Annotated in this window: 19 protein-coding genes and 2 pseudogenes; 16 read left to right on the top strand and 5 right to left on the bottom strand. The window is 69.7% G+C overall.

Translation table 11 applies throughout. The features are described 5' to 3' along the window. Positions 1-393 precede the first annotated feature (393 nt). The 6 genes from STROP_RS14455 (at position 394) to STROP_RS14430 (ending at position 12,149) form a co-directional block, all read left to right on the top strand. Positions 394-4,044, top strand: coding sequence for a DUF4132 domain-containing protein (locus STROP_RS14455; RefSeq protein WP_012014102.1), 3,651 nt, complete (start codon positions 394-396; stop codon positions 4,042-4,044). After that, on the top strand, positions 4,041-5,177 hold the full coding sequence (locus STROP_RS14450; RefSeq protein WP_012014101.1) for an ATP-binding protein: 1,137 nt from the start codon (positions 4,041-4,043) through the stop codon (positions 5,175-5,177). Before STROP_RS14455 ends, STROP_RS14450 begins: the two co-directional genes overlap by 4 nt. Further along, positions 5,177-7,456, top strand: coding sequence for a DUF5682 family protein (locus tag STROP_RS14445; protein ID WP_012014100.1), 2,280 nt, complete (start codon positions 5,177-5,179; stop codon positions 7,454-7,456). The genes STROP_RS14450 and STROP_RS14445 overlap by 1 nt, the downstream gene beginning before the upstream one ends. Beyond that, positions 7,453-8,586: a VWA domain-containing protein gene (locus STROP_RS14440; RefSeq protein ID WP_012014099.1), complete on the top strand. Its 1,134-nt coding sequence runs from the start codon at positions 7,453-7,455 to the stop codon at positions 8,584-8,586. The genes STROP_RS14445 and STROP_RS14440 overlap by 4 nt, the downstream gene beginning before the upstream one ends. After that, the gene (locus STROP_RS14435) at positions 8,583-10,607 is read left to right on the top strand and encodes a hypothetical protein (RefSeq protein ID WP_012014098.1); all 2,025 of its coding nucleotides are present in this window, start codon (positions 8,583-8,585) and stop codon (positions 10,605-10,607) included. The genes STROP_RS14440 and STROP_RS14435 overlap by 4 nt, the downstream gene beginning before the upstream one ends. 447 nt (positions 10,608-11,054) lie before the next feature. Beyond that, positions 11,055-12,149 carry a peptidyl-alpha-hydroxyglycine alpha-amidating lyase family protein gene (locus STROP_RS14430; protein WP_012014097.1) on the top strand — a complete coding sequence of 365 codons (1,095 nt, stop codon included), beginning with the start codon at positions 11,055-11,057 and terminating at the stop codon, positions 12,147-12,149. Between the two features lie 24 nt (positions 12,150-12,173). Here the strand turns inward: STROP_RS14430 and STROP_RS25200 are convergent. Both STROP_RS25200 and STROP_RS14420 read right to left on the bottom strand, forming a co-directional pair. Next, positions 12,174-12,642, bottom strand: a pseudogene (locus tag STROP_RS25200) (IS5/IS1182 family transposase); the annotation flags it as partial. 130 nt (positions 12,643-12,772) lie between these two features. Continuing rightward, positions 12,773-13,168 (bottom strand): cupin domain-containing protein, encoded by a 396-nt coding sequence (locus STROP_RS14420; protein WP_012014095.1) that lies wholly within the window; start codon positions 13,166-13,168, stop codon positions 12,773-12,775. Positions 13,169-13,279: 111 nt separating this feature from the next. Here STROP_RS14420 and STROP_RS14415 point away from each other — a divergent pair, with 111 nt between their 5' ends. From STROP_RS14415 to STROP_RS14410, 3 genes are all read left to right on the top strand, one after another. Then, positions 13,280-14,212, top strand: a complete 933-nt coding sequence (locus tag STROP_RS14415; RefSeq protein WP_018831778.1) for a GlxA family transcriptional regulator — start codon at positions 13,280-13,282, stop codon at positions 14,210-14,212. 252 nt (positions 14,213-14,464) lie between these two features. After that, complete coding sequence (locus STROP_RS26050) at positions 14,465-14,587, top strand: hypothetical protein (protein WP_018831779.1); 123 nt, start codon at positions 14,465-14,467, stop codon at positions 14,585-14,587. Between the two features lie 352 nt (positions 14,588-14,939). Continuing rightward, positions 14,940-15,842 (top strand): snapalysin family zinc-dependent metalloprotease, encoded by a 903-nt coding sequence (locus STROP_RS14410; RefSeq protein WP_012014092.1) that lies wholly within the window; start codon positions 14,940-14,942, stop codon positions 15,840-15,842. A gap of 537 nt (positions 15,843-16,379) precedes the next feature. Here STROP_RS14410 and STROP_RS14405 read toward each other — a convergent pair. Beyond that, on the bottom strand, positions 16,380-16,820 hold the full coding sequence (locus tag STROP_RS14405; protein ID WP_012014090.1) for a hypothetical protein: 441 nt from the start codon (positions 16,818-16,820) through the stop codon (positions 16,380-16,382). 416 nt (positions 16,821-17,236) lie between these two features. Continuing rightward, the gene (locus tag STROP_RS14400; RefSeq protein ID WP_012014089.1) at positions 17,237-18,013 is read right to left on the bottom strand and encodes an SIR2 family NAD-dependent protein deacylase; all 777 of its coding nucleotides are present in this window, start codon (positions 18,011-18,013) and stop codon (positions 17,237-17,239) included. 393 nt (positions 18,014-18,406) lie between these two features. On the opposite strand from STROP_RS14400, the gene STROP_RS14395 reads away from it, so the two are divergent. The 7 genes from STROP_RS14395 (at position 18,407) to STROP_RS14365 (ending at position 25,331) form a co-directional block, all read left to right on the top strand. Further along, entirely contained in the window at positions 18,407-19,807 is a 1,401-nt protein-coding gene (locus tag STROP_RS14395; RefSeq protein WP_012014088.1) for a hypothetical protein, read from the top strand. A 65-nt stretch (positions 19,808-19,872) separates the two neighbouring features. Then, a complete protein-coding gene (locus tag STROP_RS14390) occupies positions 19,873-21,117 on the top strand; it encodes an AAA family ATPase (RefSeq protein WP_012014087.1) in 1,245 nt (414 codons plus the stop codon). Further along, positions 21,114-22,364: a vWA domain-containing protein gene (locus tag STROP_RS14385; protein WP_012014086.1), complete on the top strand. Its 1,251-nt coding sequence runs from the start codon at positions 21,114-21,116 to the stop codon at positions 22,362-22,364. The genes STROP_RS14390 and STROP_RS14385 overlap by 4 nt, the downstream gene beginning before the upstream one ends. A 107-nt stretch (positions 22,365-22,471) precedes the next feature. Beyond that, entirely contained in the window at positions 22,472-23,017 is a 546-nt protein-coding gene (locus STROP_RS14380; protein WP_018831785.1) for a hypothetical protein, read from the top strand. A 433-nt stretch (positions 23,018-23,450) separates the two neighbouring features. After that, positions 23,451-23,834 (top strand): hypothetical protein, encoded by a 384-nt coding sequence (locus STROP_RS14375; protein WP_012014083.1) that lies wholly within the window; start codon positions 23,451-23,453, stop codon positions 23,832-23,834. Continuing rightward, entirely contained in the window at positions 23,821-24,561 is a 741-nt protein-coding gene (locus STROP_RS14370) for a DUF2716 domain-containing protein (protein WP_012014082.1), read from the top strand. The genes STROP_RS14375 and STROP_RS14370 overlap by 14 nt, the downstream gene beginning before the upstream one ends. Next, the gene (locus tag STROP_RS14365) at positions 24,558-25,331 is read left to right on the top strand and encodes a hypothetical protein (protein WP_012014081.1); all 774 of its coding nucleotides are present in this window, start codon (positions 24,558-24,560) and stop codon (positions 25,329-25,331) included. Before STROP_RS14370 ends, STROP_RS14365 begins: the two co-directional genes overlap by 4 nt. 9 nt (positions 25,332-25,340) lie before the next feature. Here STROP_RS14365 and STROP_RS14360 read toward each other — a convergent pair. After that, positions 25,341-26,409, bottom strand: a pseudogene (locus tag STROP_RS14360) (IS110 family RNA-guided transposase); the annotation flags it as partial. Between the last annotated feature and the right edge of the window lie 139 nt (positions 26,410-26,548).

Here is a 26,548-nt window from a genome sequence, read left to right as displayed (position 1 = left end):
CGTCCTCGGTCAGGACGTGGCGGTTGACTATTCAGCCTATGCGTGTCGGACATTTGCTGTCGACCTCGACCCTGACCTTGCCGTCAGCGCCCTGGATGTCTTGCCCGAGCACGCCACCGCAGCTTCGCGACGCAGTCTGCCACCCCCGGCACGGTCTTCGGTGCGCGGTTGTTCGACTGTCCGCCCACCCCTGCCGTCTACGACCTCATCGAGGAGCCGTGCGGCTGTCCCGCTGGGGATTCTGTCGGTCGCCACCGCTATGGTTCCGTCGCTGCCCCGCCAGAAGATGCGTTCGCGCCGGTGGCGTTGCCCGGCCGTGCCGGCGGCTGGTGCACACTGTCACACGTCGCGCGGCCCGGCAGCAACCGTATCGTCTGAGCAGGAGGTTCGTGAGTGGGCAGCACCCGTAGCTTGGAATTCGTAGGCGGTGGGTCCGCGAAGTTCTGGGAGGTCATCTGCGACGGCCGTGAGGTGGTCGTCCGGTACGGCCGAGTCGGCACGACCGGCCAGACGACCACCAAGACCCTGACCACCGCGGACGCGGCCGCCGTCTACGTCGACAAGCTGATCGCGGAGAAGCTGCGTAAGGGGTACCTCGAATCGAGGAACGCGCCACGGCAACCGTCAGCCGCCACCCCGGTCGTGTCGGCGCCGACGGTCGTCGGAGCCAACCAGGAGGGTGAGCTGGTCGCGGCGGGGGTCACTGCCGCTGCGGCGCCTGCCGTTGACGAGGACGCCTTCGTCGTGCCGCCGTCGTGGCACCGTAACCTCTTTCCCCGTCGAGGTGCTGCCGGTACGGCGGCGCGCAAGCCCGACCTGGCCGCCCGGGCCACGGCGGTGGCGCTGCTCGACAAACTCTCCGGGCACATCGAGCAGACTCTCCGGCACACCCAGACCGAGCCGGAGGTGGCCGCGGCCGGCCTCCAACAGCTGGCTGGAAGCCCGTCCCCCCTGGGGGCGGCTGCGGTCGCCGCCGCCATGGTAAACGGATCCACCTGGCGTGAGCGGGACGAACCGCGAGGGCTCGCCGACCTATGGCTGGCCGACTACGGCCTTCCCTTCGCCGTGGCGGCGGCGGTCGAGCTGCTGTCGCTGGGCTGGAACCACGGCGGCTACCACCAGCCAGGAGGCATCCCGGTTCGCCACCTACAGCCGGACGAGATTCGGTCGTGGTGGGCGCACGAGTCCGGGCTGACGATCGCCGGGCGGGTCCGAGCTGCGCTCGCCGTCGCACCAGACGACCGGTATGCCGCCTCCGTGGCTGCCCTCGGCCCGTTCCAGGAAGGCACTCTGCACCAGCGGGTGGCGACGGTGTTTCTCGCGCCCACCGAGACCGACTGGCACGACGAGACCGTCGCGGCCGTCTCGGCCGCCGGCAACCAGGTTCTGGCGACGATCCTCCTGACCGTGGTGACCTCCCCAACGCATGTCGCCCAGGCTGTTAACCACGCCCGCGACCGCTCTGTCCTGCGGTCGACGGCGCTGCTGTACTCGTTCGTGGCCGGTGCCGGCCCGGCTGCGGCGCCCACGCTCGCCAGCTGGTTCGACAACGCGTACGCCGAGGCCGACGTGAAGCGCAGGCTGCTCGCGGCGTTGGCCGTGGTGCCGGGCGACGAGGCGTTCCGACTGCTGCTTGACCGGTGCGACCAGAAGTACGTGCCAGCTGCGTTGCTGGACGCCGCCGGACGGTTTCCCGTCCGTGGGCTTCGGCTGCTCGCAGGAAGCGGGCGGCGCGGTGTGGGCGACCTGCTGCGGGCGCACGTGCTCGCCAACCCCGAGGTGGCCGAGCGGATGCTACCGACGCTGCCCGACGACACGGCCGGGCGGATTCGCGCCATCCTGACGGCGACGGTCGCGGTCACCGAAGCATCTGCGGATGCCCTTCCCAATCTGCTCGTCCGTCCGCCCTGGATCGTCGGGCGGCCGGCCCGCCGACCGATCGTCGTTGACGGCCTGGTGTGCCGGGACGAGCCGACGATGGTGTGGGGTGGTGGCGAGCACGACGCGTGGCGCGACGACAGGAGCTACCACCGGCGCCGGTCCAATCGCGACGACAGCTGGGAGTCGGTGGCGGCGCGGGTGCGCGACGGCCGGGCGACCTGGTGGGAGGCGGTTGACTTCTTTGTTCGCGCGCCCGATGAGATCGCCCGCCCGCTGATCGGCGACTGGCGCCCGCAGGACCTGTGGGACGGCGGGTCGTGGATGCGCATCGTGGTGGGCCGTTTCGAACTCGACGCCCTACCCACCGCCCTCGACGCCGCCCGGCGCAGCCCGGTGACGATGGCCGAAATGCTGCTGCCGTACGCGGCCCCGGAGGTCGCGGTCTTGATGGTCGACTGGCTTGGCCGGCTCAAGTCGACCCGTGCGACGGTCCAGACCTGGTTGACCCGGCACACCGCCGTGGCCGCCCGGGCGCTGGTCCCCCCGGCGCTGGGCCGGCCCGGAGCCGAACGGCGCCAGGCCGAGCGGGCACTGTGGGCTTTCGCTGGTAGCGGACACGCCGACGACGTCCGTGCGGCCGCAAGAGGGTATGGACCAGAGGCGGCCGAGGCGATCGACGAGCTGCTGGCCGTTGACCCGCTCGACGCACTGCCCGCAAGGATCCCGAAGCTGCCGGACTGGGCTGACCCAGGCCTGCTGCCACGCATCCAGCTGCGCGACGGATCGGGTGCCCTGCCGCTGCCGGCCGCCGGCCACGTCGTCACCATGCTCGCGATGTCGCGCTCCGGTGATCCGTACGCTGGTGTCGCGGTCGTCAAGGACACCTGCGAGCCGCGCAGCCTCGCCGACTTCGCCTGGGCGCTGTTCCAGAACTGGCAGGCCGCGGGTACCTCGTCGAAGGCGGGTTGGGTCCTCGACGCGCTCGGGCTCGTCGGCGACGACGAGACCGTGCGTCGGCTCGCGCCGGTGATCCGGGCCTGGCCCGGCGAGGGCGGTCACACGCGGGCGGTCGCCGGCCTCGACGTGCTCGCCGCGATCGGCACCGACGTGGCACTGATGCATCTGCACGGCATCGCGCAGAAGGTGAAGTTCAAGGGCCTCAAGGAGCGCGCCAACGCCAAGATGCGCGAGGTCGCGGCAGGATTGGGGCTGGAGTCGGATCAGCTCGCCGACCGGCTCGTACCGGACCTGGGGCTCGACGCGACCGGCAGCCTCACCCTCGACTACGGCCCGCGGCAGTTCGTGGTGGGCCTCGACGAGCGCCTCAAACCGTACGTGCGGGACGCTGACGGCAAGCGGCGTAAGGATCTGCCGAAGCCCGGCGTCAAGGATGACCCTACCCTCGCGCCCGCTGCCTACCAGCGGTTCGCCGGGCTGAAGAAGGACGTCCGTACGCTCGCCAGCGAGCAGATCCGCCGGTTGGAGCAGGCGATGGTGACGCAGCGACGGTGGACGGGTGCCGAGTTCCGTCAGCTCTTCGTGGGACACCCACTGGTGTGGCACCTGGTACGGCGGTTGGTGTGGGGGCGGTACGACGAGCGGGGCGAGCTGGTCGGTGCCCTGCGAGTGGCCGAAGACCGGACGTTCGCCGATGTCGACGACGACCCGGTGTCGCTCCCCGACGACGCCGTGGTCGGCGTCGCCCACCCGGTGCACCTGGCCGAAACCGTGGCCGCCTGGGGCGAGGTGTTCGCCGACTACGAAATTCTGCAACCGTTCGCGCAGCTCGGCCGGGACGTACACACGCTGACCGAGACGGAGCTGACGGCGCACCGGCTGACTCGGTTCGAGGGGATCACCGTGCACGTGGGCAAGCTCCTCGGCCTGGAGCGCCGCGGGTGGCACCGGACGTCGCCGGAGGACGCCGGTGTCCAGGGCGGTGTCGAGCGCGAACTGCCGGGCGGCGGCGCCGTCGTTATCGGTCTCGACCCGGGCATCGTCGTCGGCCTGCTCGACGAGTTCGTTGACCAGAAGCTAGCCGAGATCTGGGTGCGGCGCGCCCAGGACAGTAACTGGGACAACAAGCGGGTGGTGTCGTTCGGCGACCTTGACCTGGTTACCGCTTCCGAGATCATCCGTGACCTAGAGGAGATCACCGCATGAGCGTGGGTAACGGGCGAACGGCCGGCGCGGTGCGCGCCGACGGCGGGGCGACGCCCCGGGTGCAGCGGCCGCCGGCCGAGGTGCGCTACGCCGACGAGTTGGCGCGGCTGCGCGCCGAGGACACCGCGGAGCGGCCGCCCGGCTGGGCGCTGAGCCTGCGGGCGGCACGGCGGTTCATTCTCGGTGACGAGCAGGCCGGTATCCGTCGCAAGTTCGTCGGCGACCCGTCGCTTATCGACCGCGCCCTGGTCACCCTCGCCACCAGTCGCGGCCTCATGCTCGTCGGCGAGCCGGGCACTGCCAAGTCGCTGCTGTCGGAGCTGCTGGCCGCCGCGGTCAGCGGTGATTCCACAGTGACCATCCAGGGTGGCGCGGCGACAACCGAGGACCAGATCAAGTACTCGTGGAACTATGCCCTCCTTGTCGCCGAGGGTCCGTCCCGGCGGTCCCTGGTGCCGGCGCCGCTGTTGCGAGGCATGGCAGAGGGCAAGGTGGTCCGGTTCGAAGAGATCACTCGCTGTCCCCTGGAGGTGCAGGACTGCCTGCTGTCGCCGCTGTCCGACCGGGTGCTCGCGCTGCCGGAGCTGACCGACGACGACGCGATGGTCTTCGCTCAGGAAGGTTTCAACATCATCGCCACGGCTAATACCCGCGACCGCGGTGTCAACGAGATGAGCTCTGCGCTCAAGCGGCGGTTCAACTTCGAGACGGTCTTCCCGATCGCCGACTTCGACACCGAACTGACGCTGGTCGTCGCCGAGGCGGGCGAGCTGCTACGTCGCTCCGGGGTGACCGTCGAACCACGGCGCGACGTGCTCGAGGTGCTGGTTACCGCCTTCCGCGAGCTGCGCATCGGCCAGACGTCCCACGGCGACGCGATGGAGCGCCTGTCGGCTGTGATGAGCACCGCTGAGGCGGTGTCGGTCGCCCACGCCGTCGGGCTACGCGGCTGGTTCCTGCGTGGTGAACCGGGCACGGCCGCCGATCTCGTATCGTGCCTCGCCGGCACGGCCGCCAAGGACAACCCGGACGACCTGGCCCGGCTGCGGCGCTACCTCGAGCAGCAGGCCAGTCGGCGCTCCGGCGGGCAGTGGAAGGAACTGCACACTGCCCGGCACCAGCTGCCCGGCTGATGGGAGCCACCTTCATCGGCGTGCGCCACCACAGCCCGGCCTGTGCCCGGCTCGTTGCCGAGACAATCTCGGAACTACGACCGGCGTACGTGCTGGTCGAAGGACCAGTCGACATGAACGGCCGGCTCGACGAACTGCTACTCGACCACGAGCTGCCCGTCGCGGTCTTCACAAGCTATCGCGACTCGGAAAGGCAGCATGCCTCCTGGGCGCCGTTCTGCGCGTACTCCCCGGAGTGGATCGCGCTGACCACGGGCCGCGAGGTGGGTGCCCAGCTGCGCTTCATCGACCTGCCCGCCTGGCATCCCGCGTTCGCCCGACGGCGCAACCGCTACGCGGACGCTGAGCAGCGGTACGTCGACGTGATGGAGTCGCTGTGCCGCACGTTCGCGGCCGACAACGTCGACACGCTGTGGGACCACCTGTTCGAGGTCCCCCCGGCCGACGGCCTCGCCGAACGGCTCGCCGTCTACTTCGACCTGGTCCGCGGCGAGTCGACGGTCGGTCCGGAGGACACCGAGCGGGAGGCCTACATGGCCCAGTGGGTGCGGGCGGCCGTCGCCGACGCCGGGGACCGGCCGGTCGTGGTCGTCACCGGCGGGTTTCACCGGCCGGCACTTATCCAGCTCAGCGCCACCACCAACAGCGCCCCCTCCCCGGTCGGCCTCGCCTGGCCGCAGACTCCGGGACTCCCGGCCACAGCGGCCGGCGGCAGCTACCTGGTGCCGTACTCGTTCCGTCGGCTCGACGCCTTCGACGGCTACCAGTCCGGGATGCCGTCGCCGGACTACTACCAGCGGCTCTGGGACACCGGGCCCGAGTCCGCCGCGGACCAGTTGGTGGCCGCGGTGGTCGGGCGGCTGCGGGAACGGCGGCAGGCGGTGTCGACGGCGGACCTGATCGCGGCGCGAGTCTCGGCGGAAGGGCTTGCCCGGGTACGCGGCCACCGGTACCTCGCCCGGGTCGATGTCCTCGACGGACTGGCCGCCGCACTGGTCAACGAGGCGCTCGACGTGCCCCTGCCCTGGTCGACCCGGGGCACCCTGCGCACGGGCACCCATCCCGCGATAGTCGAGATGGTCGCCGCCCTCAGCGGCGACCGCGTCGGCCGGCTGCATCCGTCGACCCCACTTCCGCCGCTGGTACACAACGCCGAGGCCGATCTGGAGGGGCACGGGCTCGACCGGCCCGGGGACGTACGCCTGACGTTGACCGACCCGACCGACCTGGATCGCAGCCGGATCCTGCACCGGCTGCGAATCCTGCGGATCCCCGGCTTCACCCGGCACACCGGCCCCACCACCGGCATCGACCCGATCCTCGACGAGGAGTGGAGCGTACGCGCCGACGACAACCGCTTGCCGGCCCTCATCGAGGGCGGCGGCTACGGCCGGACGCTCGATGAGGCAGCGGCCGCAGTGCTGGCGGATCGGATCGCCGCCGCCCGAGGCGACATGGACCAGTTGGCCGCCGCCCTGTTCGACGCGGCCCTGTGCGGCAGCGGCCAGGTCTCCGACCGGGTGCTGCACGACGTCACCGGGGCCGTCGCCGCCGCACCCGAGATGGGACCCGTCGGCCGGGTACTGGCCGTCGTCCTCGCGTTGTGGCGCCACGACCACCTGCTGGGCACCGTTCGCACCGGAACGCTGGGCGCGGTCGTCAAAGCCGGTGTAGAGCGCGTCCTGTGGCTCGCCGAGGGGGTTTACGGCGGGGCGGCGCCAGCCGAGCCGGCGCGGATCGACGCGCTGGCGGCAGTCCGCGACGCCCTCGTGCACGCCCGGTCCGCGCTCGGGCTCGACCGCGAAGCGGCCCTGGCCGTGGCAGCTCGGATCGCCAGCAACGCGGACGTGCCGCCGGACCTCCGCGGGGCGGCGTTCGGCTTCGCCTGGTCGCTGGGTGCCCAGGTCGAGCCCGTTCGCGCCGTGCGTGGCGCGTTCGCCCCGGCGTCGGTCGGTGACTGGCTCGCCGGGATGTGCGCATTGGCCCGGGAGGAGGTCCTCGCGGCCGACGGCGTCCTCGACCTGCTCGACGAGTTGCTCAGCGGGATGGGTGAGCAGGAGTTCCTCATCGCCCTGCCGGCGCTGCGTCAAGCGTTCGCGTACTTCCCGCCCCGGGAACGCGAGACGATCGCCCGGCACGTGCTGGCCCGGCGCGGCGTCGCCGGGTCAGGCCGGACGCTGCTGCGGTTGCCCGTCGCACCCGACGTGGTCGCGGCCGGCCGCGACCTCGACGAGCGGGTCAACGCGCTTCTCACCAGGGAAGGACTGATGGGCACGTGACCGATCCCGAACTGGAACGGTGGCGGCTCGTGCTCGGTGAGCCCGGCGACGCCGCCCTTGGCCGCCGACCGCTCGCGGCCGAGACCGCGGCCCGCGACGCCGCGCTCGAATGGCTGTACGGCCGTGACGAGGAACTCGGTCGCCGGGGCGTACGCCGCGCCGGCGGCCGGTACGGCGGTGACGGTCCCGCGACGCTGACCACAGTCGACTGGCTCGACGACATCAGCCGACTCTTCCCCCGCGACACCATCGAACGACTGCAACGCGACGCGGTGGAGCGGTACGAGATCCACGACATCGTGACCGACCCCGCCGTCCTGGAACGCGTGGAGCCCAACCAATCCATGCTCAGAGCGGTGCTGCGCACGAAGCACCTGATGAACCCGCAGGTCCTGCGGCTAGCCCGGCGCATCGTCGAAGCGGTCATCCGCCAACTCATGGACAAGCTGGCGACCGAGGTACGGGTGGCGTTCACCGGCGCACGGGCCCGGCGGCCGAGCCGGTTCCGGCAGGCACGCAACTTCGACGTCCGGCGCACCATCAAAGACAACCTCGGCCACTACCGGCCCGAAGACCAGCGGCTGTTCATCGAGACGCCCTACTTCTTCTCGCGCATCCGCCAGCACATCGACCAGTGGCAGGTGATCCTGCTCGTTGACCAGTCCGGGTCGATGACCGACTCGGTCATCCACTCCGCGGTCACCGCCGCCTGCCTGTGGGGACTGCCCGGCGTCCGCACCCACCTGGTCGCGTTCGACACTGACATCGTCGACCTGACCAGCGATGTCGACGACCCGGTCGAGCTGCTGATGAAGGTCCAGCTCGGTGGTGGCACCAATATCGGCCGCGCGGTCGACTACGCCGCGCAGCTCATCGAGCAGCCCCGGCGGTCCATCGTCGCGCTGATCACGGATTTCTACGAGGGCGGATCGGAGGAGCGGCTCGTGCGGACCGTCCGCGGCCTGGTCGAGCAGGGCACCAAGGTGCTCGGGCTGGCCGCGCTCGACGAACAGGCCAACCCGGTGTACGACCGCGTGGCCGCGCAACGCCTCGCCGACGTCGGCGCGTCCGTCGGCGCGATGACACCGGGCGAGCTTGCCACGTTCGTCGCCGAGCAGGTGGGCCGATGAGCGCACCCTCCGCCACCAGCCGCGGCGACCTGCTGGCCCTGACGCCCGACTCGCTGGCCGCCCTGACCAACCGAGGACTCGTCAAGCGGGCCACCAAGGAGCTCGACCAGGCCGCGCCGGCCGTCATCGTGGACGGCGACGGCACCGTGCGCGGCACCTTCCCCGACGGCACCGCAGCGAGCCTGCCAAGGGGCGGTCTGGACGCTGGCGCCTGTTCCTGCGACGCCACCACGATCTGCCGCCACCTTGTTGGACTCATCCTCGCCTACCAGCGGCAACACACCGCTGCCGGCCTGCTCGCCGACCCGGGCCCGCAGCCACGTTCCCCGATCGACGTTCCGTCCGCCGCGCCACCGAACACCGGCACTGGCCCGGCCGCGTGGTCGCCGGGCTCGTTCACCGACGAGCAGCTCACCAGCCGCGTCGGCGCCCGGTTGATGGCCGCCGCCCGGCGGGTGGAGCGCGCCGGATACCTGGCCCGGGTACGCCGTCCCACCTCCACCGATCCCGTCCCCACCGTCGAGCTGGGCTCGGCCACCGTACGCTTCCTCGTCCCCCACGACCTCGGCTTCGTACACACCGACGCCGTCGCCGACACCCGCGACGACGTGCTAGCACTCGCGGTGTGGGCGTTCCGGGTCGCGGACGAGCGCGCGCCCGGGTTGGCCGAGGTGCGGGTCGAGGTCGGCGGCCCGGCCAACGACGACGGCAGCGGCTCAGGAATCGAGGCGACGCTCCTGCTCGCCGACCGGGTGCTGCGCGACGGCGCCGTGCATGTCGGAACCGGTATCGCGGCGGCGGTCGCCGAGCAGCAACAGGCTCTGGACGCCGTCGGGCTGCGCTGGCCGCTGCTTGCCCTCGGCGACCTGGCCGACCACCTGACGGCGTACCGGGAACGCAGTGCCCGGTACCGGCCCGACACGCTGGCCGGACTGATCCTGGAGCTGCATGCCCGTCACCGAGCGGTCTGCAACGGCGGCGGCAGTCTGCGGGCCCTGGTGCTCGGCACCGACGAGGCAGCCGAAACCCCCCTTCGCCAGGTACGGCTCGACTCCCTCGGCTGCCGGGTGTCGGCGGTGGGCCAGCAACGTACGGTGGAAATCTTCCATGCGCACGCCGAGACGGCCACGGTGTTGGTGCTACGGCGTAGCTGGGAGGGAGAGGCCGATGGTGCCGCCCTGGCCCGCCGACGCATCGCTGGCACCACCGTCGATGCGCTGGCCACGGGCAACGTGGTGACCGAGTCCGCCGTACGCAGCGCGAGCCGCACTGTTCGGCTGGCCACCAGCCGGCTCGCCCAGACCACAGTCAACCCGTCGCAGGGGCATTGGGACGCACTACCCAAGGCGCTCGTCGTGCGGGACATCGGTGCGCTCGGCGTCGAACTCGACGCACTGCCACCGCGGATGGTCCGGCCCCGCATCGAGGCCGAGCTGGTACGCGTCGTGACGGTCGCTGACGTCCTGACCGTCAACTACTCGCCCGGTCAGCAGCGCCTCGACGCCGTCATCGTGGACGCGCACGGCACCCGCGCCACGGTTACCGCCACCCACACGGTTGCCGCGCCCGGCCGACTCGACGCGGTCGCGGCGGCCCTCAACGGCAAGAACGGCCGGGTCCGATACGTCAGCGGGATCGTGCACCGCTCCGCCGGCGCAGTGGTGATCGATCCCCTGGCGCTCGCCGTGGATGGTGCGATGGTCGTACCAGACCTGGCGCCTTCGGTGGCGAGTCACCTCGGGTTCGGAGGCGGCGACGAGCCCAGCCAGCTGGTCGCCGCGCTGCAAGAAAGCCGGACGCTACTCACGACCGTTGCTCACCAGGGGCTGCTGCACCTGCCGGCAACGTACCCCGATCGCCTGCTCGGCGCAGCCCGCGAGCTGACAAAGGTTGGGCTGCGGCGGGTGGCGCGTGCCCTCAACGGCTTCGCCGGGACGCTTGGCTCAGACCCCGGCGAAGCTGCAGTGCAGGCATGGGTGGACGCCTACTTACGCGTAGAGGTGGCCCTTGACCTGTGTTGATGCGGATCCGAGGCGTGGCATGACAGCAGTGCCTCCCGCGACCACGTTCCTGGTCGGGATCGCCCGCCTGCCAGCGCGACGGTGGTTGACAGAGCGCTGGGCGCACGGTTCTCCGGCTGGAGGCAGCTGTATCCACAGCAAGATCCGGCGTTGGTGGGCGCTGCCAGGCCCGGTGGCCCGTGTACAGATCTGCCGCGATCAACGCGCGGAGGCGCGGCAGATCAGGGTGGCGGCCGAGCATCGCGCACCAGTCGACGGAGGACAGCGGCGACCGCGGTAGCGGTGGCCTTGCCACACACCGGAGCGCTGCGCGTACGTGCGCAAGGCCCCGGACCTGGACGCCCGTTCCCTGATGAGGTGCTCAGGGTTCGTACGGGTAGCACCTGAGCGATTCGGTCCGGGGAACACCTGATTGATCTTGGTGGAGCGCATGGGCAGGGTGAAACCATGTCATCGCAACCGCCGTCGAAACGCTCGACCCGCCCCCACCTGTCGCGCCGCGTCGTACTGACCGGTAGTTGTCTTGGTCTGCTCACCGCCGCCGGCGCCACGCTCTGGGGCGATCCGCCCTCAGCGGCCACGGTCAGCGATCCTGCGGTGGGCGCCATCCCCGAGGACCGGCTGCTACGGCCGTGGGGACGGCTACCTGCCACGGCGCGCATCGGTACCGGCATCACGGTAGGGCCTACCGGGGAGATAGCTCTGCTGCACCGGGCGGGCACCGCGTTCGCCTACGACGCGGTCATCGACACGGACACGGTCGTCGTGCTGAACCCGCGCGACGGCACGGTGCGCCAGACTTGGGGAGCGGGACGGTTTCGATCCCCTCACTCGATCACCGCCGACAGTGAGGGACGGTATTGGGTCACCGACGTCAGTACTAACAAGATCACCACGTTCGACGCGGCGGGACGGCAGGTCGGTGAACTGGGCCACGACTATCCCACCGGACTGGAAACCTGCCTTCGAGTACGTAACGTCCTCAGCAACCTGCCGTGCACCCTCGACGAGTACATCTTCGCCCGCCCCACCGACGTGGCCGTGTCGGCCGACGGGTCCATCGTCGTCGCCGATGGCTACCGCAACTCCCGAGTGGCCCGGTTCGACACGCACCGCGTGCTGACCGGCCAGTGGGGCGAACTCGGTGACCAGCCCGCACAGTTCAACATTCCGCATGGCGTGGCCCTGGACAGCAATGGAGCTGTGTACGTCGCCGACCGGCGCAACGCACGGGTGCAGGTCTTCAATGCCGACGGGTCGGTGCGGCACGTGTGGCACAGCAGCGCCCTGGGCCGTCCTTACGACGTCGCGATCGGTCCAGACGACGCGGTCTACGTCCTCGACGGCGGAGATCTCCTGGATGAGAACAACGGTGAGCAGCGCGGCTACGTTTGCCGGCTGTCGACCACCGGGCGGGTCACCCACCGGTGGGCGCTAGCTGATCAGCGCGCCAACCCCCACCAACTCGCCATCGGTGTCCGGGGGGAGATTTACGTGGCCGCTCTTGCCGGTGCGCCCCTGTGGCGATGGGCTCCCCAGTGAATAGTCTCGCGACGGCAGTAGGGATCAACGGTGTCGGCGGGTGGTGGGTTGCGTGTCCCAGTGACAGTGGCTCCGTGCTCGGTGGATGAGCTGACGGACGGTCACGATCGCTGCGGCCAGGTACAGGCACAGGTAGAAGTCGATGAGCTTGGTGTTGCAGTCGGTGCAGCGGCGGATCTTGCCGAAGCCGTTCATCCACGAACTGGTGCGCTCGACCACCCAGCGCTTGCCCACCTGGACCGGGGCGGGCCCGCTCCTGCGGGCGATCTGCGCATCGAAGTTGATCTCGTTGAGTAGCTCACGGGTGCGATGGCTGTCGTAGCCACGGTCAAGGTGGGCCGGCGCCGTCCACACCGGTCGAGCGCTTCGTACCGCTTCTGCCGCGCCGGGAGCGGCCGGCCCGCTCACCGCCACACGGCGCTTCCGTGATCGCCCCGTCGGCGCTGACGTCGGCCACGTCCGGGCCGATCATCCGGTCAACGGCATCGAGCGCCAGCTCATGCAGACGTTGCGGGGGAGCGATGCGGTTTCGATTTCACCGCTGGCGCGGGAGGCCCTGCTGTCGGGTAGGACGGTGGAAGATCGCGCTCGACCTACGTTCGACGGTCGCTTCGAGCCTGGATTCAGGAGTCGAGTAGGTGCCCCGTCGTCGCGTCGATGTGATGAGGGATCTCGTCATGGCGGTCGCCGACTGTCGGCGTTCCTGCCGGCTCGAACATCAGGATTGCCGCGCCGGCGGGAGCATACGGCTTGTGCTGCGTGCCCCGTGGGACGGTAAAGACCGCACCCTGCGCAAGCCGGACCGTGCGCTCCCCAGCTGGCTCGCGCAAGGAGATGCACAACTCTCCGTCGAGTACCAGGAAGAACTCGTCGGTGTCGTCGTGGACGTGCCAGATGTGTTCGCCCGCGACCCTGGCGATGCGCACGTCGTAGTCATTGACGCGGGTGACGATACGGGGACTCCACAGCGCGTCGAAGGAGGCCAGGGCTGCACTGAGGGCGATCGGTTCATGGTTCATGAGGGAATCCTCGCCCGTTGACCAGGCCGGTGTGAGTGCTAGAAATAGCGTATGTCGCTAGAATCCTCGCAGCCAGTCGCTTCGACGCAGCCCCACCGCGTCGTCGTCATCGTGGACGAGAACTCGAACCCCTTCGAGCTTGGCTGCGCAACCGAGGTCTTCGGTCTGCGTCGACCCGAGGTCGGTCGCGATCTGTACGAATTCCGGCTCTGCTCGACCGAGCCGAGCACGCTGATGCGGGACGGCTTCTTCACCTTGACCGGCGTCTACGGTCTCGAGGCGGCCGACACGGCAGACACCGTGATCGTCCCTAATCGGCCCGACACTGACGTTCCCCGCCGCCCTGCCGTACTCGATGCCATACGGCGGGCACACGCACGCGGTAGGAGACTGGTCGGCTTCTGCAGCGGTGCCTTCACCCTTGCCGAGGCCGGAGTGCTCGACGGGCGACGGGCGACCACACACTGGCAGTGGGCGGACTCGTTCCGGGACCGCTTCCCGGCCGTCCGGCTCGAAGAGAACGTACTGTTCGTGGACGACGGCGACATCCTCACCGCTGCGGGCAGCGCGGCGGCCCTTGACCTCGGGCTGCACATCGTCCGCCGAGACCACGGCGTGCAGGTCGCCAATTCGGTCAGTCGACGGCTGGTCTTCGCGGCACACCGCGACGGCGGCCAACGGCAGTTCATCGAGCGGCCCATGCTCGACATTCCCGACGAGTCCCTCGCGCCCACCCTGGCATGGGCCCAGGAGCGGCTGGACGCGCCGTTGACCGTTGCTGACCTGGCGAGGCATGCTTCGGTCAGTCCGGCGACGCTGCACCGCCGCTTTCAAGCGCAGTTGGGCACAACGCCGCTGGCCTGGCTCACTCGGGAACGCCTCAACCTGGCATGTCGACTGATCGAGCAAGGTGAGTCACGCCTCGAGGTGGTCGCGCGGCACAGCGGGGTCGGCACCACCGCCAACCTGCGCACGTTGATGCGCCGCGAGACGGGGCTAGCTCCCTCGCAGTACCGGCGCCGGTTCAGCCCTGGAGCGGTCTAGCTAGCGGACACCCGCAGCGGGAGGATTCGGCTTGAGCCGACACGAGCCGGCGACCTTCTGCTGGTAGACCTCCTGGTTTCGGGGCCCAAGGGAATGCACCAGCGCCCAGCCCGGACGAGGGTGGGGACCTGGCCGTGCGAAGGCAGTTGTAGATCGCGTCGGCGGGTATCCCAGGGCGGGTGGCGTGCTCGGGTGCCGGCTCGATACCGGCGCTTTTGAGGATCTCCCAGACGGTGGACGTGGCGACCGCAGATGGTTCAGGACAGTTGGCGGCAGCGGATGCAGCAGAGCCGCCGGCCACGCCCGGTCCGCTGGGGTGAACCGGACACGGTCGCCGTGCAGTCGCCGTTCGAGGACCATGATCTGGTGCCGTAACGCGAGGATCTCGGCGTCCTTGTCGCAGTCGCTCATCGGCAGCAGTCGTAGCAGGGCAGGGGTGTTGGTTACGCCGAGGTAGGCCAGTCGAAACAGCACATCCGCCATCGTCGCGCTGTGCTCGCCGTAGAGGACCGTCGCGATTCAGTGAAGAGGGTCGACGTCCCTACCGTAGCCCGTCACCTCGATGATCAAGATGGCTATGACCGGGTGGATGGGGGCTTTGGTGCCCACAACGTGCCGCACTGTGGCATGCCGTATGACGGTTTCGCTATGGCGGACATCGAACACGCTCAGCTAGTATTCACATACATCAATGAATGGCGGTGTCGCCACTACCCAGGAGTGTGAGATGGTCAGAAGACAACTGTTGCGCGCGTTCGGCGCCGTGCTAGTGGCGGTGCTGGCAGCGGCCGGGGTGCAGATCGCCACCGGTGCGCCGGCCGCCGCGGCCCGCACGGTCTACTACGACGCGAGCCGGGCTGACGAGTTCCGTACGAACGTCGACCAAGCGGCCCAGGTCTGGAACAGTTCGGTCGGCAACGTACGGCCGGCCCCGCGCAGTCCGGGCAATGCCACCATCTACGTCGACGGCGGCTGGGCTGATGCCGACATCACGCCGTTCGTGGTCGGCGGTCGGCCGGCGACCGAGAACTACCCGTGGCTGGTCTACACCTACGGCTGCACCGGCACGTTGATCAAGTCGGACTGGGTCGTCACAGCGCGGCACTGCCCGACACCGTCCTCGGTCCGTGTGGGCAGCGTCAACCGCACCAGCGGTGGCACGGTCGTCGGGGTTCGCCGCGCCGTCAACCACCCCACGATCGACGTCAAGCTGCTGCAACTGTCCAATGCGGTCTCGTACGCCCCGGCCCCGATCCCGACGACGTCCGGTGAGGTCGGTACCGCTACCCGGATCATCGGCTGGGGTCTGACCTGCCCGTTCCGGGGCTGCGGTTCGACGCCGACGGTCGCGCACGAACTGGACACGTCGATCCTGTCGGACAACCGGTGCATCGGCATCAACGGTTCGTACGAGATCTGCACCAACAACACGAACGGTGACTCGGGCGCCTGCTACGGCGACTCGGGTGGCCCGCAGGTTCGTCAGATCGACGGAGTGTGGCACGTGGTCGGTGCCACCAGCCGGTCGGGCAACAACCACCCGATCTGTGCCACCGGTCCATCGATCTACGGTGACCTGCCGTCGATCCGTTCCTGGATCGACACCCAGGTCGGCGGCCTCACCGCCTGAGCCTGTCCGTGAAGGGCCCCGGTCAACACCTAACGTTGACCGGGGCGTCCTGGTCATCGGCTGTTGACATCGTCGCCTTCGGTTAGGCCGGGCGGCGGGCTGCTCGCAGGAGTCGCAGCTGTCGGGCGGGAACCTCGTCGCGGCGGGGTGGTGCCCCTTCGGAGGCGCTGTGGAAGCTGCGTGACGGTCTGGAGACGACCGAGAAAGTCATCTTGATGCCGAGCCCGTGCCCCGGCCGTCGCACCCGTTGCCCTAGCGGGCCGACGTGGTCCGGCCAGACGGGGGCACTGTGCAGCACCGCGGCGAGGCCGACGCGCTGCTGCTCGATGAGTCCCGCCAACCACCTGTCGCTGGAGCTGTGGAGCGGTTGGAACAGGCTTGACCGACAATCCGGGCGAGCAGTCCGCTGAGCGGAAGTTCGCCTGTACATCCAGGCGTCGGACAGGGCGTTGGGAATTGGTACTTTGCTCTGGTGCCGGTGGTCTTCCTTGATCAGGATTGGGCGGCAGTTGACGGCTCGGCGACGGCATTTGGCGGTTAGGGCTGTTTCTGTGGACCGGTAAGCCATCCAGTAAAAAGTGCCACGACGGCGGCGATATCAGCTGCGATGCACCACTTTATGGATGTCCCGAGCTGTGGCTGAGCCACCAGGATGACGTCATGGACGGTTATCCAGTAGACGAAGCCAGCAATGGTGATAGAGGTCAATGTTAATAAGGTGGATGTCGGGCCGTGCATCCACAAGAGGCCGAGGATGACCGCGATGGCTACAGGCAGCGTGAGGATGTAGTACGGCAGATAGACTGCGAGGTTGGCGGCGAACCTGCCGCCAGCCTCCAGATCATGCCATTCTTGCTGGTTGGGGGCGGAGAGCAGCAGGCCGTAGCCAAGGGTCGCCCAGGCGCCCGCCATCAGGAAAGCAGCTGTTCCCCGTGATACACGCCGGAAGGCTGCCCGAGTCGGCGGTTGCGTCTGCATGCCGGAAACGATAGTTAAAAGTCGGTCCGACCACTGCCCACTGATCGTCGGTCAGGTCGCTCGGATGCGCCGCACGCTTAGCCATGATCAGCCCAACGCGACCGGGACCTCCCGGCTACGACCACGGCAGAGCCTCCTGAGCGGTGACCCTTTCGGCGGCACCGACAGGTCAGGTCAACGGGGCGCCTAGGCTTGGGTTGGCTCGAGGAACTCGGCCCACGATCCGGCCACGACCGGCGATCAGGTCCTCGGCGTCGTTGCGCTGACCGATGCGATGGTTCGTGGGACTCGGCCACTCGTAGCATCTGTTGGCTCAACTGTGCGGGAGCGGATTCGGCTGTGGACCGGCAGAATGTGATCACGAAGTGTCGCTGACGTGCGGGGATGATCTAGAGGGTGTCGCTATCTCTCCTGAGCTACCTCCATGCGGCTGCGACCAGGGTCGGGAGGACCTGTGCGGCGGAGCCGCGCAGGTTGATGGCGGCGATCCGGTCGAGGGGGGTCGGCTGGGGGTTGACCTGGATCACGGTGGCACCTGAGCTGGCCGCGATCCGAGGAATCTCGGCGGCCGGGTACACGACGCCGGAGGTGCCGACCGTCAGCAGCACGTCGCAGGCGGTGGCGGCCTCGGCCGCTGCGGTCAACGCGGCCTCGGGCAGTGCCTCACCGAACCACACCACGCCTGGGCGGACGAGTTCCCGGCAGGAGGCGCACCGGGGCGGCGAGATGCGGCGGCCTTCGTGCGGTTCTGCGGCCTCGCCGTCGGGTTGGTCCGGGAAGGTTGCCGGGTGAGCTGCCGCCGCCATGCAGCGGGGTGCGAAGAGGCTGCCGTGCAGGTGGATCGTGGCCGGGGTTCCGGCGCGTTCGTGCAGGTCGTCGACGTTCTGGGTGATGACGGTACTGTCGGGGATTCGGGATTCGATGGTGGTGATGGCCAGATGCCCTGAATTGGGCTCGGCTCGGCGTACCCGGGCGCGTCGCCATTCGTACCAGCCCCAGACCAGGTCGGGATCGGCGTGGAACGCCTCCGCGGTGGCGAGCTGCTGGGCGTCGAAACGCGCCCACAGGCCGGTGAGATCGTCGCGGAAGGTGGGCACGCCGCTCTCTGCTGAGATCCCGGCGCCAGTGAAGATGACGACCCGGCGGGCGTCGCGGAGGAGCTGGGCAACTCGGTGCGGCAGAACCTCTTCCATGCGAGGAGATCCTGCCACGACGCGGCGGCGCGACCGCTTCGGGCAGGCCAGGCGGCGTCTGCGACAACCGGAAAGACATAGTGCAGACGATGGATGCGCGGGACGGGCAGGCCTTCTGGTCGACCTCGGTCAACTGCCACAAGGGTGGGTCGACGTCCTGCACCTGCCGGACGACCCGGCCGACTGGCCCGCAATCGGCAAGACGGGGCTGTTCGAGGTGCGGCAACACCGGCCGGGCCAGGTGCTCTCTCCGGGTACCGCTCGATGCGACAGATCCGGCTGTCGGTTCAGGGTGGGGACGGGCCTTGGCATAGCTCACAGCGGGGCGCTATGCTCCGCCGCGATGAATCTCTCTCTCAGATTGGGGGTCCGGTTCGCGCAAGGTGAGTGCTGATGCGCTCCCTGGCCGCGACTGCGGATTCCCGCCTTTCTCTCCTGCGGCGGGTACGCGAGTACGCCGTGCCGCCCTTCATGATCGAAGCTGCGACCGTTCGTCGTGGCGTCGGTGACTGGGCCGGGGCATGTGCCGCCGCTCGCGTCGACGTTGACCTTGACCTGCGCGCCGTCGCTCGCTGCCACGGCCGCGAGCTGGCCGCCCGGCTCCGGGCCGATCTCCAGCATCTCGCGCCTGACCTGCTGCGCTGGCACATGCCGAGGATCGCTCCTGACGGGCTGCTGCGCCCGGGCCTGACTGTCTCACTGGCACGGTACGGCCCGGCGGAACACGACGATGCCAAGCTGGTGCACCTCGTCGCCCGGACGCCACCGGCCTGGGCGGATGCGGGCCAGCGGATCAGTCTGGCGCTGTGGTACGGATCCCGCGACGAGGGCGACTGCCCGCATCCGCATGTGCGTCCCGACCGTCGATTCCGCCTCGACCTGCACCGCCACCTGTGGGACGTCCGGAGAACCGACGAGCTACGGCTTCGGTCCGGCGCACCCGAGTTAGCCTCCGACACCGCCACCGCGACGCGCCCTGATCCGCCATGGGATGCGCTGTGGGAATGCGGTTACGCGGTGCACCGGTGGGCGGCCGAAGCGGCGCTGCTGCTCCAGGCCGCGGGCCGGACCAGCGGCGCCGTGGCGGTGCGCCTCGGCCCTCGACGTCGTCTGCTCCTGGACGTCGCTCCGGCCGGCACGGACCAGCGGCCGCCTGCGGCGCGGATCACCGGAGCGTCGCGGGCTGGTCAGGTCGCCGGGCTGCCGGTGCTGCCCGACGCGGCGACCTGGATGGCGCCTGACCTGGAGCTGCTACGCCGCGGGCTGATCGAGGTCGACCAGCTCCACCCGCTGGTGGCCTCCGCGCTCGCGCCCGGTCACCTGGTGGGCGACACCCCGGCATCCCTGGATCCGGCGGCAGCGCCACGTCTCGTGGCCTGCCGGGGAGCCCGGCATCGCATCGGCCTGGTGAACGGGGTGCTCACACCCCTGGACCACGACGCGGCGCAGATCCGCCGGGAGGAACTGCTGGCCGCGCTGACCGGCACCCCGCTGCCCTGCCTACAGGCAATCGACGAGGCGCACCGCCGACCAGAGTTCCTTCCCGACATCCGCGCCCGCCTGGACCACGGGGACACCGCTGGCGCGTTGGCCACCGTCGAGGCCCTACTCGGACCCAACGTGCTCCTACGCAACGGGAACCTGCGGGAGGAACTGGAGAACGCCGTGCTGCGGCGGATCACATACGGGCTGTTCCGAGCCGGGCTGACCGGACACGGACCACCCCCCTCCTTGTGGGACCGGCGGCCCAAGCGTGACCGTCGTTTCCACCCACGCCACGCGATCGCCCGCTGACCAGCGGGACCTCTTTCCTCGCCCGGCTCCTGGCCGGCCCACCACGACCTCACAGGTGATCTCAGATGCTCTCCGCCCACACCTCGATCGACACTGCCCCGGCACCCCAGCTCGACGTTGCCGCCGACCTGCTCGCGTTGCTTTCCCACACCACCACCGAAACCCGCTCCGACCAGCAGTTGGAGGCACTGACCCTGGCCGTCGCCGCCGACCTGCCAGTCCTGCTATGGGGCGAGCCGGGAATCGGCAAGACCGCCGCGCTGACGCAGCTCGCCGCATCGCTGAACCTGCCGCTCACGATGGTGATCGCCAGCGTCCACGAACCATCCGACTTCTCGGGGCTGCCGGTCATCGGCGACGACCCGGCGAACCAGGGCGTTCCGATGGCGCCGCCGGACTGGGCCGTACGTCTGGTACGCGCCGGTCGCGGACTGTTGTTCCTGGACGAACTATCGACCGCCCCGCCGGCCGTGCAGGCCGCTCTGCTCCGTCTCGTGCTCGAGCGGCGCATCGGCAGCCTGCGCCTACCAGCCGGGGTGCGTATCGTGGCCGCCGCCAATCCACGATCCTCGGCGACGGACGGCTGGGAGCTGAGCCCGCCGCTGGCCAACCGCTTCGTCCACCTGCAGTGGACCCACGACCAGGAGGTCGTCGTACGCGGTCTGGGCGGGAGCTGGCCCCGGGCCACGCTGCCCCGGCTCGACCCGGATCGGCTGCCGGAGGCCGTCACCTTCGCACGCCGCGTGGTGTGCGGACTCCTGTCGGCCCGCCCGGGGCTCGTGCACCGTCTGCCCACCAGTGGGGCCGGCCGCGGTGGTCCGTGGCCGTCGCCCCGCAGCTGGGAGATGACCCTGCGCCTGATCGCCTTCGCCACCGCAGCCGACACCTCCCGGGAGGTCCTGTCGATGCTGGTCAGAGGCACCGTGGGCGACGGCCCAGGACTGGAGCTGCTGGCCAGTCTGGACCGGATGGACCTCCCCGACCCCGAGGTGCTGCTCGCCGACCCGGCAACCGCCGTCCTGCCCGAGCGCGGCGACCTACGCCAAGCCGTTCTGGACGCCGTGGTGGAGGCGGTACGCCGCCGCCCGGAGCGGTCCCGCTGGGACGCGGCCTGGACACTGCTGGTCCGGGCCCTGGAGACAGGCGCTCCGGACCTGGTGGTCGTCCCCGCGTCCGCCCTCGCCCGATTGCGTCAGGAAGACTGGGACGTGCCCGCGTCCATCGAGCAGCTCGCCGGTGCGGTGTCCCTGTCCCGTCGAGCCGACCGGACGGCGGCCCGAGTCGCGGCGGTCGCGGGGACCGGCCGATGAGCACCGACCACGCCGGAACGCTGGACCGGGACAAGCTCTTCACCGCCCGGCTGCACGCGGCCCGGGTCCGGCCCTACCTGGCGACGGCGCTGTTCGCCCTGCACGTGGTCGAGTCCCGGCGGGTACCGACAATGGCCGTGGACCCGTACTGGCGGTGCTACGTCTCGCCCGCGTTCGTGGACCGAACCCCCGTGGAGGAACTCGCCGGAGTGTGGGTTCATGAGGTCTCGCACCTGCTCCGCGACCACCACGGGCGCGGCGACCGGGTCGCCCGGGAACGCGGGCTGACCGGGCCGGGGGAGCGGCTGCGGATGAACATCGCCGCGGACTGTGAGATCAACGACGACGTCTTCGGCGACGGGCTGGCCCGCCCGGAAGGCGCGGTCGAGCCGAGCTCACTGCTGCTGCCGGAGGGACAACTGATGGAGGACTACCTGCGGCAGTTCCGGCTTGGCCCGCGTGTCCAGCACCTGGCATGGCTGGACTGCGGCAGCGGCGCCGACGGGCTGCAGCGGCAGTGGGACCTCGGACCCGACGGCGCGCACGCGCTCAGCCCGCAGGAACGGGACGCGGTGCGGTTCCGGGCGGCCGAGGGCATCACCGGCCGACCGGGGAACGTCCCTCTGGGCTGGCGGCGGTGGGCGGAACAGGTATTCCATCCACCGCAGCCGTGGCGGGAACTACTCGGAGCGGCGGTCCGTTCGGCGGTCTCCGCGCCCGGCATGGGCGAGGACTACTCCTACGGCCGGCCGTCGCGACGCTCCGCCGGCATACCCGGGGTCGTCCTGCCGGCGCTGCGACGCCGACCCCCGCGGGTCTGCGTCATCATCGACACCTCCGGCTCGGTCAGCGACACCGAACTCGGCAGCGCCCTGCTCGAGGTCGCCGCGATCACCCGGGCCGTGGGCGGCCGCCGTGACCTGGTCACCGTCTTCCCATGCGACGCGGCGGCCCACGTCGTCCGCCCACTGTGTCAGGCCGAGGGCATTCCGCTGATCGGAGGTGGGGGTACGGATCTGCGCACGGGCTTCGCTCGCGCGCTTCGGCAGAGTCCATGCCCGGACGTCATCGTTGTGCTGACCGACGGACAGACGCCCTGGCCGGCCTCACGGCCGCCCTCCCGAACCGTCGTAGGGCTGTTCCACCGCGCGGCCCGGTGCCACGAGGACGACCCCGACTACCGGTCGGACTCCCCGCCCGAGTGGGCGCGCGTGGTCACCATCGGATCCGCTCCCACCGCGCGGTGAACCCTCAGCCCACGCCCGCAGATCGGCGGCGAGTTCCTCGACGGATGTGGACTGCTGCAGCCCCGATCGGATCCAGGCACCCCGAAGCTCATCGCTACCCTGCCGGCATGAGGATCGAGGAGCGCCTGTGGCGGACCCGCGGCTGGCTGTGGGTCGTGGTGGTGGGACTGTTCCTGAGCGGGGTGACCGCGTTCCCGCTCGAGATCGAGGTGCGCTGGCTGCTGCGGGCGGTCGATCCGATCGCCGACCAGGTGCCGGCGCTGGTGACGTGGATTGAGCAGGTGCACGTCGGGCTGGTTGAGACCGGGGACCGCTACCCGTTCATGCGGTACGGGACGGATTGGCTCGCGTTCGCCCACCTGGTGCTCGCGGTGGCGTTCTGGGGACCGCTGCGCGACCCGGTGCGTAACGTCTGGGTGGTCCAGCTCGGCATGATCGCCTGCGTGGGGATTGTACCGCTGGCGCTGATCTGCGGGCCGCTCCGGCAGATCCCGTGGTTCTGGACCATGGTGGACCTGTCCTTTGCTGTCGGGGCGTTCCCACCGTTGTGGTTCGCGTACCGGCACATCCGGGCGATCGAGGCGCAGCAGGCCAGGCTGGCGGGCCCGACTCACTCGTTGACGTCCGAGACTTCCGGGTCGGCGCGGCCGTAGCGACCGACGGCCGCGTACCGGGCGCGGCCACGCTAGTGTCGCTTGCAAGGAGCGCCAGCGCGGCATACTCGGGTCATTCGGTGGCTGGCGAGACCTATTGTCCGGGAGCCGCCCCGACCGGAGTGTCGCCCGGCTGCTGCGGGCACGGCTACGGGAACATCCCGATCTGCTTGGCCGGTGGGACGGCAATCTCGGGTGGGTGGCGGCACGTCCAGACGACCGTGGTCGGGTACATGTGTCGTACGTCTATCCCAACGGCCCGCTGGGGTGGGAGATCTGTCGCTGGCCCGCGTCGTCAGTGGTGGCTGGGGACGGCGCTGAGGCATCTCAGACGTTCGGCTTCGATCGGTTGGTATGACAACGAAGGCGGAAACCGGCTGGTTCACGACGTGGGCCAGCCGGTACTGTTCGCCCGCCAGGAAGGAGTGCCGCGATGGCCGAGACGACGATTCTGTGGCGGCCGACCGGCCCCGAGGAGTTGGAACTCGTGCGCGCTTCCGGCTGGAAGGCGTGGCCGCCGCGGCTGCCCGACCAGCCGATTTTCTACCCGGTCCTCAACGAGCAGTACGCGATTATGATCGCGCGGGACTGGAACGTGCCCGCGTCTGGCGTCGGCTACGTCACCCGGTTCGAGGTGGACCGCGCGTTCGCCTCCCGTTACCCGGTTCGGCAGGCTGGCGGCCGCGACATCCTTGAGTTGTGGGTGCCGGCTGAGGAACTCGACGAGTTCAACCGGCACATTGTTGGGCTGATTGAGGTGGTCCACGAGTTCCGGCCAGGCAGCTCAAGGGGACGTGGTCACAGTGGACGAGAATGAGATCCGGCACCGCTACGGCCTGCATCCAGTCGCGGAACACCTCGATCAGGTTCGTGACTTGCTCACGGAGGGTTCCGACGCCGCCGCGCAGGCGCTGGATCACCTCCACCGTAGTGAGGCCGCAGGGGACTTCGCCGACTTCTCGGTGGAGAAACAAGCGTCCTCGTACGCCGACTACTATCACGCCCGATTCGAGTGTGAGCAACCAATGGCGACGAGGGCGTACCGGGAGCTGAGCGGCGACGACGCGGCGGTCTGGGACCGCTTCTACGCAACGTTCGACTTCCGACCCAGCATGCGCCGCCTCCCGGCGATCACCGAACCGGCGCCATCGGTCACCTGGAGTCTGAGCGGGCTCGACGACGATGCCGGCTACGCCCGGCTGGATCGCCTGACCGAGGTCGTACACGCGGGGCTCACCGCGCTTGCGGGCACCGGCTCGATCCTGTGTTTGGACTGGCAGCACTCGTGCTACCGGGTCTGGCCCAGCCTCGTCGGACCCGAGAACATCGATCCGCCTGGCCAGCCCGGCTGGCCGTTGTCGCCGTACCCCGACGGCGCTTACCACATCTACCTCGCCGAGGACTTCCGGTTCGGTACCTTCGGCCACCCGTGGGAGCCGTCGCTGTGCGTGTTCGGCGGCGACCTGCTGGACCTGGTAGAAGCCGATCTGTATGAGGTTCTCGGCCAAGTTGTGCGCCGTGACGGACGGCAGGTGCCCGCATGATCCAACTCCTCGCCCACGAGCTGATGACGCTCGGTACCGCCAACCCCCGGATCGGGGTCGACGGGCGCAGGATGCCGAGCCGCTACCTGACCATCGACGGCGTTGCCGCCTACCAGATCGGTTACTCATGCGGTACCTGCGGGCTCGTCCTGCGCCGCCAGCCCGGCGCTCCGAGCGACCCACTATCGGCGGCCGCCGTGCGAGATCGTCTCAACGCCGGACTGGACGGGCTCGACATGGACGTCATCGACGTTTTCGCAGCCCGGCTGCCGCGCGGTGACTACCAGGTGATGCTCCTCGACACCCTGCCAACGCTCGTCGCTCCGGGCTCAACGGGTGACTACTTCGCGTACGACGGGCCGGCCGGCTGGCGCAAGGAAGAGTTCGACCACTCCATCGACCCTGCCAACGCGAGCTACTACCGGCTCGATCATCGAAGTGTCGGTGACCATGATCAACTCTTCGAGTTCGCCGTCCCGATGGGCGACCCGACCGAGTTGAACGCCGATGCCGTAGCGCGATATCTACACGCGCCCGGCCGACCGACTGCCGTCGCCTTCGGGCTGCTCGACATCGAAGGCCCCTGGTTTAGGCGGGAACGGCACTGGGGCCTGTTCCACTTCCTGCTCGACGGACACCACAAGACAGCAGCTGCAGCGGCCAGCAACGCTCCGATCAGGTTACTCACCTTCGTCTCGGCCGATGAGTCGCTGGCTTCCGACGACGAGCTGCTGCACCTTCCGGAGACTATCTGCACCGGTGGCCAATGAGATGCTTCTATAGTTGTCAAGTGGTGCTGGTGGCTGGGTGGGTGCCGTTCAGGGTGCGGAAGAGTTGCCGGCTGATGTAGCGCTTGAGGCTGTGCATGATCTCGCGTTTGGTGCGTCGTTCGCGGGTGCGGCGGGTCACGTAGTCGCGGGTGCGAGGGTCGTGGCCCATGCGGACCAGCGCGACGGTGTAGAGCGCTCGGTTGAGGCGTCGGTCGCCGCCGCGGTTGAGCCGGTAGTGGGTGGTATTGCCTGATGAAGCCGGTAGCGGTGACGCGCCGGCCAGGGCAGCGAACGCGGCTTCGGAGCGAACGCGGCCGGGGTGGGACCAGGCCAGCAGGACGGTGGCGGCGACGACGGCGCCGACACCTGGCAGGGCGAGTAGTTGTGGCGCTTGCGCGGTGACAGCTTCGTGTAGCGCGGTGTGGTTGGCGGCGAGTTCTGCGTCGAGGGCGCGGATGCGACGCGCCAGCCGGATCGCCTCGGCGCGGCAGACGGCCAGGGTGGCGTTGTCGCTGCGGGTGCGCCAGGCCGCGACGGTGGCGATCGTCGTGGTGGTCAGGGCGCGGCGGGCGTCGATGCCGGGGTCGACGGTGCGTAGCAGCGCGGTCAGCGCGTTGACCGCGCGGGTGCGTTCGCCGCTCATCTGTTCGCGAGCCACTGTCAGGACGCGCAGGGCTGTGCGATCGCCGCCGGCGCGTGGCCAGCACAGTTCGTTGATGTCGAGGCTGCGAGCTGCTTGAGCCATCGCGACGGCGTCCACGGCGTCGCTCTTGCCACGGCGACGCCGGGTGGTGGCCGCAACGTCGGGGGCCTCGGCGACGGTCAAGCCTGTTGCAGAAAGCTGCTCGGTGAAGGTGGCGCCGTAGGAACCGGCGCTGTCGATGACGATCGGCGTCGGCGATTGGTGGGTGTGGCGTTCGATCCAGTCGACGGCACGGCGCAGCCCTGACGGGCTGGTCGGGAACTGAGCCTGCTGCCCGACCGCGCCGGTGCCAGCGGTGATCAAGGCGAGCGTGTGGGAGGCGGCGTGGGTGTCCACACCGATGACGAAGTCGTACTGGTCTGCAACGATGGCCAATTGCGGCGTACTGCCTTCCCGGGAGACGTCGTGACGGCGTCGGCCCGGGCTGTGTGCTCTCGCGGCAGGACTGTGATGAGCCAGGTTCCGCTGCAACGGACCGGGCAAGCTTCTGATCAAGCCACCGAGAGGGACAGGG

This window comes from Salinispora tropica CNB-440, assembly GCF_000016425.1.
GTDB lineage: Bacteria > Actinomycetota > Actinomycetes > Mycobacteriales > Micromonosporaceae > Micromonospora > Micromonospora tropica.
This window is presented reverse-complemented; position numbering and strand designations above follow the sequence as displayed.

Bases quoted from the DNA above. Each gene is read 5' to 3' on its own strand.
- STROP_RS14450 (WP_012014101.1), top strand. From the start codon at position 4,041: ATGAGCGTGGGTAACGGGCGAACGGCCGGCGCGGTGCGCGCCGACGGC.
- STROP_RS14445 (WP_012014100.1), top strand. From the start codon at position 5,177: ATGGGAGCCACCTTCATCGGCGTGCGCCACCACAGCCCGGCCTGTGCC.
- STROP_RS14435 (WP_012014098.1), top strand. From the start codon at position 8,583: ATGAGCGCACCCTCCGCCACCAGCCGCGGCGACCTGCTGGCCCTGACG.
- STROP_RS14430 (WP_012014097.1), top strand. From the start codon at position 11,055: ATGTCATCGCAACCGCCGTCGAAACGCTCGACCCGCCCCCACCTGTCG.
- STROP_RS14420 (WP_012014095.1), bottom strand. From the start codon at position 13,168: ATGAACCATGAACCGATCGCCCTCAGTGCAGCCCTGGCCTCCTTCGAC.
- STROP_RS26050 (WP_018831779.1), top strand. From the start codon at position 14,465: ATGGTTCAGGACAGTTGGCGGCAGCGGATGCAGCAGAGCCGCCGGCCA.
- STROP_RS14410 (WP_012014092.1), top strand. From the start codon at position 14,940: ATGGTCAGAAGACAACTGTTGCGCGCGTTCGGCGCCGTGCTAGTGGCG.
- STROP_RS14405 (WP_012014090.1), bottom strand. From the start codon at position 16,820: ATGCAGACGCAACCGCCGACTCGGGCAGCCTTCCGGCGTGTATCACGG.
- STROP_RS14400 (WP_012014089.1), bottom strand. From the start codon at position 18,013: ATGGAAGAGGTTCTGCCGCACCGAGTTGCCCAGCTCCTCCGCGACGCC.
- STROP_RS14395 (WP_012014088.1), top strand. From the start codon at position 18,407: ATGCGCTCCCTGGCCGCGACTGCGGATTCCCGCCTTTCTCTCCTGCGG.
- STROP_RS14390 (WP_012014087.1), top strand. From the start codon at position 19,873: ATGCTCTCCGCCCACACCTCGATCGACACTGCCCCGGCACCCCAGCTC.
- STROP_RS14385 (WP_012014086.1), top strand. From the start codon at position 21,114: ATGAGCACCGACCACGCCGGAACGCTGGACCGGGACAAGCTCTTCACC.
- STROP_RS14380 (WP_018831785.1), top strand. From the start codon at position 22,472: ATGAGGATCGAGGAGCGCCTGTGGCGGACCCGCGGCTGGCTGTGGGTC.
- STROP_RS14375 (WP_012014083.1), top strand. From the start codon at position 23,451: ATGGCCGAGACGACGATTCTGTGGCGGCCGACCGGCCCCGAGGAGTTG.
- STROP_RS14365 (WP_012014081.1), top strand. From the start codon at position 24,558: ATGATCCAACTCCTCGCCCACGAGCTGATGACGCTCGGTACCGCCAAC.